Source organism: Xenorhabdus entomophaga (assembly GCF_037996725.1).
Lineage (GTDB): Bacteria > Pseudomonadota > Gammaproteobacteria > Enterobacterales > Enterobacteriaceae > Xenorhabdus > Xenorhabdus khoisanae.
Map to the genome: position 1 here is coordinate 24,260 of NZ_JBBMXH010000045.1, position 8,485 is coordinate 32,744.

Annotated in this window: 10 protein-coding genes; 3 read left to right on the forward strand and 7 right to left on the reverse strand. The window is 42.9% G+C overall.

Features of this window, described 5'->3' with window-relative positions:
• Positions 1-22: 22 nt before the first annotated feature.
• From AAC854_RS11000 to trmB, 7 genes are all read right to left on the reverse strand, one after another.
• Positions 23-802: an L-threonylcarbamoyladenylate synthase gene (locus AAC854_RS11000; RefSeq protein WP_340617139.1), complete on the reverse strand. Its 780-nt coding sequence runs from the start codon at positions 800-802 to the stop codon at positions 23-25.
• 40 nt (positions 803-842) lie between these two features.
• Positions 843-1,328 carry a YbhB/YbcL family Raf kinase inhibitor-like protein gene (locus tag AAC854_RS11005; protein WP_340617140.1) on the reverse strand — a complete coding sequence of 162 codons (486 nt, stop codon included), beginning with the start codon at positions 1,326-1,328 and terminating at the stop codon, positions 843-845.
• A gap of 189 nt (positions 1,329-1,517) precedes the next feature.
• Entirely contained in the window at positions 1,518-2,459 is a 942-nt protein-coding gene (locus tag AAC854_RS11010; RefSeq protein ID WP_340617141.1) for a siderophore ABC transporter substrate-binding protein, read from the reverse strand.
• Positions 2,460-2,776: 317 nt separating this feature from the next.
• Complete coding sequence (locus AAC854_RS11015; protein WP_340617142.1) at positions 2,777-3,499, reverse strand: DUF2884 family protein; 723 nt, start codon at positions 3,497-3,499, stop codon at positions 2,777-2,779.
• A 51-nt stretch (positions 3,500-3,550) separates the two neighbouring features.
• The gene (gene glsB / locus AAC854_RS11020) at positions 3,551-4,477 is read right to left on the reverse strand and encodes a glutaminase B (RefSeq protein WP_422824077.1); all 927 of its coding nucleotides are present in this window, start codon (positions 4,475-4,477) and stop codon (positions 3,551-3,553) included.
• A gap of 92 nt (positions 4,478-4,569) precedes the next feature.
• Positions 4,570-4,896 carry a YggL family protein gene (locus tag AAC854_RS11025; RefSeq protein WP_273547105.1) on the reverse strand — a complete coding sequence of 109 codons (327 nt, stop codon included), beginning with the start codon at positions 4,894-4,896 and terminating at the stop codon, positions 4,570-4,572.
• Complete coding sequence (gene trmB / locus AAC854_RS11030; RefSeq protein ID WP_340617144.1) at positions 4,896-5,615, reverse strand: tRNA (guanosine(46)-N7)-methyltransferase TrmB; 720 nt, start codon at positions 5,613-5,615, stop codon at positions 4,896-4,898. Before trmB ends, AAC854_RS11025 begins: the two co-directional genes overlap by 1 nt.
• A 243-nt stretch (positions 5,616-5,858) precedes the next feature.
• On the opposite strand from trmB, the gene mutY reads away from it, so the two are divergent.
• From mutY to mltC, 3 genes are all read left to right on the forward strand, one after another.
• Positions 5,859-6,899 carry an A/G-specific adenine glycosylase gene (mutY, locus tag AAC854_RS11035; RefSeq protein WP_047962308.1) on the forward strand — a complete coding sequence of 347 codons (1,041 nt, stop codon included), beginning with the start codon at positions 5,859-5,861 and terminating at the stop codon, positions 6,897-6,899.
• A gap of 26 nt (positions 6,900-6,925) precedes the next feature.
• The gene (locus AAC854_RS11040; protein WP_047962309.1) at positions 6,926-7,198 is read left to right on the forward strand and encodes an oxidative damage protection protein; all 273 of its coding nucleotides are present in this window, start codon (positions 6,926-6,928) and stop codon (positions 7,196-7,198) included.
• A gap of 73 nt (positions 7,199-7,271) precedes the next feature.
• Complete coding sequence (mltC, locus tag AAC854_RS11045) at positions 7,272-8,345, forward strand: membrane-bound lytic murein transglycosylase MltC (protein WP_340617145.1); 1,074 nt, start codon at positions 7,272-7,274, stop codon at positions 8,343-8,345.
• Positions 8,346-8,485: the final 140 nt, after the last annotated feature.

Consider the following 8,485-nt stretch of genomic DNA (forward strand, 5'->3'; position numbering starts at 1 on the left):
CGTATTAATAGTGGCTATCACATTAATAATAGTTACCGTGGCGGTAATCCCAAGTTGTGAAAATATCAGACATTATCACCATGATCTTATTCACATCCAGACCCTTGCGAATCAATACCGGACACGGAGTAATATCACGCTGACCATTTTGCGATGGTATTAATTTACCCTCGTCATCTACCATTGAAACCATCACACCTTGCTCATAACGGGTTTGCTCAGTTTCATTTGGCTGGATAGATTTAACATAGTCATTAGCCGAGATAATCAGATCAGCCCGTTCCTCGATCCGCTCACCGATACATTCAACCAATCCTCGATTGCCTTTACCAGATGGGTTCGCTGAGCTTGCAAAAGAAAACTTGCCATATTTTTCCCACAGCTCTTTCGCCAAAATTTCACCCGGTTTACCAAACTTAATCACGAAACAGCTCGTACCACGCTGATCCATCATCAATTCTTTGGAACCATCATCAGGAATGCGGGCGACTGCTTCTTCTTTCCATGGCAGTATACAGCCCAGCAATACATCTTCATCCCAATGTCTTTGATAAAGCTCTTCAATTTCTGCGTTAAGCTGAGCCAATTCTTTTAACTGCTCCAGAGATCCACACAAAACAACACCGGGTTTGTTGCGATTACGCTGCTTCGCTTCAAATTTGCGCTCCAAACCGCGTGCATCAGAGGTCATGATAATATAACCCACTTTGGTTGGGCAGACGATCATTCCACCGTCATTAGAGAGGACTTCTACCGCTTCCTGCTGTAACCCATTATTCCATTGAATTTTTTTGCTGCTCATATTGATACCCTTTACTGGAAACGGAAGAATTATTAATCAATTAACGCTGGTAATAACCGGTAATCGTCGCTGACGCCAAGGTATTGGCCTGAATCATAAAACGCGCGATCGCATTTGTTACGTCAGAATCAATTCCCAGTTTTTCTACCGATAAGGCATGTACAGTGAAAATATAGCGATGCGCTTTATCCCCCACTGGCGGGCAAAGGCCACCGAAACCCGGTTTGCCGTAATCATTTCTGCTTTGAATCGCATTGATTGGCAATTTACTGCTATCGCTTCGCCCTGCATTTGCTGGCAAGGTTTGTGTTTCAGCCGGAATATCAAAAACAACCCAGTGCCAGAAACCACTACCTGTTGGTGCATCAGGATCATAGGCTGTAATAGCAAAGCTTTTTGTTTCAACCGGTGCATCTGCCCAAGCAAGTTCAGGTGAACGATTATTACCATTGCCACCAAATTCATTAAATTCATGCTCTTTTTTCAAGAAGTCATTATTCTTAAATTCAGTTGAACTGATAATCATGCTTGTGTCCTCATTGGATGCCTTTTGAAACATCCTAACGCAGTTTTTCCATGCTACAAGGCCAGAAGGTGATTTTGGTTGATTGTTTCAATTTGGGAACAATAGGAGTCTGGTGGGATAAATTACCCCGGAATCTGACTAGTCAGATTCCGGGGTAATTTCAGGAAAGGTAAATATTAAACTGCGCAATTACAACGCATCAGCAACCGCATTAACTTGTTTCGTCATGCTGTCCAAACCACCACCAGACAAGTACCAGAGATCAGATTGCAAATACACTATCTTACCGTTTTTATAAGCGTTGGTTGATTTGACTTGCTCGTTTTCAAATCGTGCTTTTTCCAGCTTACCTGCTCCAATCGCTTCACTACGGTCGATGATGAAAATCACATCAGGGTTTGCTTGTGCAATCATGTCCGCCGTCACAGCTCGGCTTTTGCTGTCTGATTTAGCCGGCAATACTGCACGAGGAGCCTTAATCACGTTGTAAACGATGGCTTGATTATTGGGATATAACTCACCAGCATTATGCAGTAACACCAATACCTTTTTATTCGCCGTTTTCGCTTTTTCCTGGGCGGCTACAATGGTTTTTTCCAAACCAGCCGTTTGTGATTTAACAATATCCTGCTTATTGAATACCTCTCCCAATAACTTAAGGTTGCTATCAACGGATGGCAGGTAATTTTTATTGTCCGTACTTAAATCAATGGTTGGCGCTATTTGTGACAAACGATCGTAAAAAGCACCTTGACGCCCTGTAATGACAATTAAGTCTGGTTTTATTTCCGCTAACTTTTCCAAATTAGGCTCTTTCATTCCCCCAGCATTGTGCATACTGGCAGGCACACTACTACGTACATATTCGGGTAAATTATCAATGGGGAGTGCAATCACTCGCCCGGAAAGCCCCAATTGCACCATGGAATCATAAGTTCCAAAATCGAACAGAACCACTCGTTGTGGATTTTTTTTAACCTGAGTTTCACCAGAAAGATGTTTTACTGTGGCATAGTCACCAGACTGAGCGATGACTGAGTTTGGTGTAATTGATTCTAATGACTGACTCAATGCAGAGTAGCTGGTGACAGAAAGCAGCGATGCAATAACAATTGGCAGGATTTTTTTCATTGCTACACCCGGATTTAAGCATATTAATAAGAAGTGACTCGCATTCTAAGTGGCGATAACAATATGTCAATTCAAATAAGAATGAATTTGATATTGATTATTATTTTCCTTAAAAATCCCGATCTCATAGGAAATAGTCAATTTTATAAATTACGAAGCTGACTGTTCTTTCAATTACCAAGGTAATGGTTAATTTCGGATGAAGTTAGAAACAGGAATTAATAATATATTCAATATGTTAAAAAATAATTCCTCAAAAAAATAATCCAGAAGAAATCAATAATAAATTGATTTCTTCTGGATAAATATCTTGTAATTTACTTGATAGAATTCATAAGACTGACGCGCTGCTGTTCCAAATTACTGGCTTTACCACAAACTTCCTCTTTTAAGCGTTTCAGCTCTTGCTCTTGTTTCTTCCATTCTGTATCAAAACTATTTTGCTTCCCGCCCAATCCTCCGAGAAGAGACATCAATAGCTGGTTGCCGCCATCATCTTGCTCACTCTTCTTACGGCTTATTTCGTTAATGCTATCCTGCAAGATACCGCCAAGGCTCTGTTCAACAAGTTTTTGGCCTTCAGATTCTACCTGTTTGACTGCCTGATAATTGAATGCAAAACCATTAGCGCGGGTTTCTATCACTTTATCAATTTGCTTATTGAGGCCAGATTCCAACTGAGATAAACGGTTACGGACATTACTGTCTTGCCCCATCATATCAGCAACCACTTTATCCAATGATTGACGCGCACTTGCCAAACGGTTCTGAGCTTTTTCCTTAACCCACGGCAAATCCTGACGAATTGTCTGTTGATATTGTCGGGCTTGATTTCGTTGTTCTGCATTCAATGACAGCGCCTTGCCATCACGCGTTATGGAGCCATCAGGTGATATTTTCAGGTTGCCATTAGCTCCAACAATTTGGACAGAGTTTGGTGTGACAATAATGTCATCCTTAAGTGTCATTTTACATTCAGAGCCAGCCTGTGCCTGAAATACAAATAATAATGAAGCAGCAATCATAATTCTGCGTAACATACATTCTCCTGCTCTCTTTTGCCTGATGGCTTCGCATCAGCACGGACGAGGTTAAAAAATAGAGCGCCCAATACGCCCTGCCAATCTTTCCAATGCCGCACAACCCGCTAATGAGTTACCTGATTTATCCAGTTCAGGCGACCACACCGCAACGGTGAATTCTCCCGGAACAACGCAGACAATTCCGCCACCAACCCCCGATTTCCCCGGCATGCCTATTCTGAAAGCAAATTCCCCAGAACCGTCATACATCCCACATGTCAACATAAGTGCATTAATCTGCCGGGTTTGCCGGAGACTCAAAATTTGCTGACCAGAGCCCAACATGCGCCCTTTGTTAGCTAAGTAAATAAAACACTGAGCCAATTCAATGCAATTCATTTTCAAAGCACAATATTGGAAGTAAGTTTGCAGAACGGTAATAACATCGTTCTCAAAATTACCGAATGACTTCATCAAGTAAGCTATCGCGGCATTACGGCTGGAATGCTCCATCTCTGAACGAGCAACGACATCATCATAGCAAATATCTTTTTGCCCAGTGAGGCTGCGGACAAATTCCAGCATTCTGTGCTTAGGAGCACTCAGGCGCGATTGCAGCATATCGCAAATAATCAATGCTCCCGCATTAATAAAGGGATTGCGGGGGATTCCCTTTTCCAATTCCAATTGTACTAATGAGTTAAACGGCTGCCCCGAAGGTTCTGTACCCACTCGCCGCCAGATATCCTCTTCCTTATAACGTGTCATCGCTAATGTCAGGCTCAGCACTTTAGACATGGATTGGATGGAGAAACGCTTTTCTGCATCTCCTGCTTTAAAAACCTGCCCATCAACCGTGCAAATGGCCATCGCCAAATTATTTACCGGAACTTCCGCCAAAGCAGGGATATAGTCTGCTACCTTTCCTTGGCCAATCAAAGGGCGTACTTCATCTAAGATATCTGCCAATAACGAATTAGAGAACCTTACCTTCACCACTTTTTCTCCAGACAAACAAGGGCCCCCAAGGAGCCCCTGCATACAGCGCTATTTTTTGCGTAAAACGCTATTTTTTATGCAACAGCGAATCAATCCCACCACACATCAAAAAGTTCTGATGTGATAACTTCTTCCATATCGCGGTCTTTCAACCATTTCTCAACCAATTGACGGTGTTCCTCAGTACATTTGCCGATTTTTTGCATGCAGACAATACCTTCCCACTGCAAATAACCGCTGGCATCCAGAGCAAGGCCATTTGGCTCGATCAGTTCTTCAATCAAAGCATCAACCGTGCTGTCAACAACTTCAACAGATGTATTAGCCGGGAAATTCCACTTTACTGAAAAACCTAATTCCTGAAACTCATCAATACGCATTTTTTTACGCAGACGACGACTACGGTTTTTAGCCATTATTTTACCCTCTCAAACATTAGATCCCATACGCCATGTCCTAACCGCTGACCGCGCATCTCAAATTTCGTGACCGGACGCGAATCCGGGCGTGGCACATAATCACCGTTTTCCGATAAGTTACGATATCCTTCTGCTTCGCTCATTACCTCAAGCATATGTTCAGCATAAGGTTGCCAGTCGGTTGCCATATGGAAGACACCGCCGATTTTCAGTTTACTTTTAATCAGTTGAGCAAATTCAGGCTGCACAATCCGGCGCTTATTATGACGTGCTTTATGCCATGGATCAGGGAAGAAAAGCTGAACCATCGCCAGACTCTGATCCGGGATCATATTATTCAGCACTTCAATGGCATCATGGCACATGACACGCATATTATTGAGGTTTTCCTCTTCTGCTGAAGCCAGACATGCTCCCACTCCCGGCGCATGAACTTCAATTCCGAAAAAGTTTTTCTCTGGATTTTGGCTTGCCATCGTAACCAGTGATGCACCCATACCGAAACCAATTTCCAATACAACGGGAGCATCACGGCCAAATAGCTCTGCCATATCAGACACTTCTGCCTGATAATCCACTCCCATTTTCGGCCACACATTATCAAGTGCTTGCTGCTGACGACTCGTTAACCGTCCCTGCCGACGCACAAAACTGCGGACACGGCGCAAAGCCATGCCATTTTCATTATATTCCGGTGAAATTACGTTATTTATCATGGTACTTTCTGTCAGTTTTAAAGACATTTGCTCAGGCGTCTGGGGCTTTATGTACCGCAGGATTGCCCAAAGAGAGCGCAATTATGCAAAGATGGATGAGTTTATCAAGTTCAATATCCATAAGCACAACTTTAATGCTAATTTGCGGAGTGCTTCGAAACAAAGTTCGGGTTTACACCGAGGTTACACTATGTTGCAATCCTGTTCACAAAACAATTATTCGATATAAAGACAATTATTCTAATGATGGAAGCTGAGCAATTTTCACAAGTGGTGCTTGAATGGTATCACCGTTATGGTCGCAAGACTCTGCCATGGCAATTGGAGAAAACATCCTATCACGTCTGGCTTTCAGAGGTGATGCTGCAACAAACTCAGGTCGCGACAGTTATTCCCTATTTCCAAAAATTTATTTCACGCTTTCCTGATGTTGCTTCTTTAGCTGCTGCGCCGCTGGATGAAGTGCTCCATTTGTGGACAGGCTTAGGGTATTACGCCCGCGCCCGTAATCTGCATAAAGCAGCGCAACAAATCGTAGCGTTACACAACGGTAAATTCCCAACAACTTTCGATAATGTTGTAGCTTTACCCGGTGTAGGACGTTCGACCGCAGGCGCTATTCTCTCCCTGTCTCAAGGCAAACACTTTCCTATTCTTGATGGTAATGTGAAGCGTGTTTTAGCTCGTTGCTATGCCGTTGATGGCTGGCCGGGGAAAAAAGAGGTTGAAAACCAATTATGGGATATCAGTACGCGCGTCACTCCTGAACAAGGCGTCGAATATTTCAACCAAGCAATGATGGATTTGGGGGCAATGGTCTGTACCCGCAGCAAACCAAAATGTGAAATTTGCCCGCTCAATACAGGCTGTATCGCTTACGCCAATCATAACTGGGCAGATTATCCGGGGAAAAAACCGAAACAGAGCATCCCTGAAAAAACGGCTTACTTTTTATTAATGCAGCATGGCGATACAGTTTGGCTGGAACAGCGCCCACTTTCTGGTATTTGGGGTGGCCTGTTTGCCTTTCCACAATTTGCAGATCAAACATCACTGGAACAGTGGCTGAAAGATTCGGGTATATCGCACAGCAAACTTGAACAACTAACCGCATTTCGCCATACATTCAGTCATTTTCATTTAGATATCGTTCCCATTAAAATCGATATTTTATCTTTTAATTCCTGCATGGATGAAAACAAGGGACTTTGGTATAACTTACGCCAGCCAGCAATAATTGGATTGGCAGCTCCCGTTGAATATCTTTTGCAACAATTGGGTTAATTTGCCCATTACTTTGAGGATTAATTATGAGCAGAACTATTTTTTGTACTTTTTTACAACGAGAAACCGAAGGCCAAGATTTTCAGCTCTATCCGGGGGAGCTGGGCAAGCGTATTTTCAATGAGATTTCTAAAGAAGCATGGCAACAATGGATGAGCAAACAAACCATGCTAATTAATGAGAAAAAATTAAATACCATGAATCCAGAAGATCGCAAATTGCTTGAACAAGAGATGGTGAAGTTCCTGTTCGAAGGTCATGACATACAGATCGATGGTTATACACCACCAGAACAATAATATTGGCATAATAAGAGCCATGTTGTATGGCTCTAACTACTGATGGCATTCCAATATCCAACGGCACTGTAAAATGAAAAAACTGCTGGCTCTGATCCTTCTCGCCCCACTTTTAATTTCCTGCTCTAGCAAAAAAGACCTTGAATACAATGAAGAGTATGTAAAAGATACGAATGGTTTCGATATTTTAATGGGGCAATTTGCCCATAACATTGAAAATATCTGGGGATTGCAGGAAGTTTTAATCGCTGGCCCGAAAGACTACGTGAAATACACGGATCAATACCAAACCCGCAGCCATATTAACTTTGAGTCGGGAAGCATCACGATTGAAACGATATCCCCGATTGAACCCACAGAACATTTACGCAAAGCGATTGTTACTACTTTGCTGATGGGAGATGATCCTGGATCAATCGATCTTTATTCTGACGCTAATGATATTCAGATCAGCAAAGAACCATTCCTTTATGGACAAGTTTTGGATAACAGTGGCGAACCCATTCGATGGGAATGGCGTGCACGTCATTTTGCCAATTACCTGATTGAAAATAAATTACAAAAACGCCAATCAGGATTGCATGTCATTTGGTCGGTCACCATGCAGTTGGTTCCTAACCATCTGGACAAACGCGCCCATAAATACCTCCCTCTCGTTCGCAAAGCCTCCATTAAATACGGCGTTGATGAATCCCTTATCCTTGCCATCATGCAGACTGAATCCAGCTTTAACCCTTATGCCGTCAGCCGCTCTGATGCCTTGGGGCTTATGCAAGTCATGCAACATACGGCCGGAAAGGATGTTTTCAGGATGCAGGGAAAGTCAGGCCATCCTAGCCGCAGTTACCTTTTCGATCCAGAGAACAACATTGATGCCGGCACTGCCTATCTATCAATATTGCAGAATTCCTATTTAGACGAAATTCAGAATGCGACCTCACGTCGGTATGCTGTTATCACGGCCTACAATGGCGGTGCAGGTAGTGTATTACGTATATTTTCCAGTGATAGAAAGAAAGCGGCTCAAATCATCAATTCAATGGCACCTGGCGATGTTTATGAAACTCTGACCAATAAACATCCATCCGCTGAATCACGTCGTTATTTGATGAAAGTGAACAACGCACAAAAAAATTATCGCAGGTAGTTGATGGCAAATTAGTTGATAGAAAAGAAATAATAAGTATCCCCCGGCATAGCCGGGGGTTTTTCATATGCGCCTATAAGGCTTTCTTACCAGCCGCGCCCTAACAGGCGCATCGCAATCTGACATTTGCATTCTATGGA

What these genes read in the sequence shown, in the direction of transcription:
- AAC854_RS11000 (WP_340617139.1), bottom strand. Translation starts at nt 802, where the DNA reads ATGAGCAGCAAAAAAATTCAATGGAATAATGGGTTACAGCAGGAAGCG.
- AAC854_RS11005 (WP_340617140.1), bottom strand. Translation starts at nt 1,328, where the DNA reads ATGATTATCAGTTCAACTGAATTTAAGAATAATGACTTCTTGAAAAAA.
- AAC854_RS11010 (WP_340617141.1), bottom strand. Translation starts at nt 2,459, where the DNA reads ATGAAAAAAATCCTGCCAATTGTTATTGCATCGCTGCTTTCTGTCACC.
- AAC854_RS11015 (WP_340617142.1), bottom strand. Translation starts at nt 3,499, where the DNA reads ATGTTACGCAGAATTATGATTGCTGCTTCATTATTATTTGTATTTCAG.
- AAC854_RS11025 (WP_273547105.1), bottom strand. Translation starts at nt 4,896, where the DNA reads ATGGCTAAAAACCGTAGTCGTCGTCTGCGTAAAAAAATGCGTATTGAT.
- trmB (WP_340617144.1), bottom strand. Translation starts at nt 5,615, where the DNA reads ATGATAAATAACGTAATTTCACCGGAATATAATGAAAATGGCATGGCT.
- mutY (WP_047962308.1), top strand. Translation starts at nt 5,859, where the DNA reads ATGATGGAAGCTGAGCAATTTTCACAAGTGGTGCTTGAATGGTATCAC.
- AAC854_RS11040 (WP_047962309.1), top strand. Translation starts at nt 6,926, where the DNA reads ATGAGCAGAACTATTTTTTGTACTTTTTTACAACGAGAAACCGAAGGC.
- mltC (WP_340617145.1), top strand. Translation starts at nt 7,272, where the DNA reads ATGAAAAAACTGCTGGCTCTGATCCTTCTCGCCCCACTTTTAATTTCC.